The organism is Cecembia lonarensis LW9, from assembly GCF_000298295.1.
In the GTDB taxonomy this organism is placed as follows: Bacteria; Bacteroidota; Bacteroidia; order Cytophagales; family Cyclobacteriaceae; genus Cecembia; species Cecembia lonarensis.
The window spans coordinates 1-906 of the sequence record NZ_AMGM01000232.1 but is presented as its reverse complement, the minus strand read 5'-3'; the positions used below and the strand labels follow the sequence as shown (position 1 = coordinate 906).

Below are 906 nucleotides of genomic sequence, written 5' to 3'. Positions count from 1 at the left end.
TGTCGTCTGCTTGTTAATGATCACACTTCACCTTCTCACCTGTGCGCGCCGTGTGCATCAACCAAAAGGTTGGCTCTCCCGGCCCCGACGGCCGTTTTTTGCGTGGTCACCACTGAGCTTCGTCGACGGAGCATCCGTGTCGGGATCATCATCGCACAGCGGCCTCTGTGTACTGGGTAGACGTTTCGGGTGATTCGGGTTCAGCGTGTGTCTGATGGTGTCATTTTCAGTATCTGTCTGCGCCGACGGTGTCGCCCAGAAGCGCTCCAATGCGCTGGCTGTGCCTCCACCCAAACATGCCGATCGTCTCGCTACCAGTACCGGTCCAAGGAGTCTTGTCCTGCTTGAGCTTGCATGGATCAACCAACCAATTGGAATCACCGAAACGAAGCTGACAACTCCCGCAGGGACTGTTTGGATTGAATAGTTCAGTGGCAACCGCGTACGTTCGGCAGTTAGGGATGAAATGAGAGGAGGAGCCGCGGTGAGTAGACCTTCAGGGAACCGGGGGCTAGGATCTGGGGCCGTCCAGAATTTCTTCACGATCGCGTTGCGGTCTAGCTGGCGCTGGCTGGCGATGCTCATGCTGTTGGTTTCCGCGGCCGCACACTTACCGGTGGTTGGTCCCGGACTGACTGACGCAGTCTATGTCGGTGTTCTCTTTATTATGCTGATCCTTGCAGATTTTGTGCTAATCGTCAGGTTGTGGATCCATGACAGTCCAGCCATATGGGTCTTGATGGCCACCATTACTGGTTTGGCGTTATTGGCCTATGTCTTATCGCGCACGGTGGGATTACCTCAATCGTCGGACTATATCGGGGATTGGGTCTCCCTGCCGGGGCTCGCGTCGATCGCTTCTGAAGCCGTGGGTTGTATCGTCGCGTTCTTAGTTTTGGTTAGGCT

The 906-nt window shown here is 55.5% G+C and carries 1 protein-coding gene; it reads left to right on the top strand.

Going from position 1 to position 906, the window contains the following annotated elements; genetic code table 11:
* Positions 1–466: 466 nt before the first annotated feature.
* Positions 467–906, top strand: a 440-nt coding sequence (locus B879_RS23930; RefSeq protein ID WP_238542219.1) for a hypothetical protein, incomplete at its 3' end; no start/stop codon positions are given.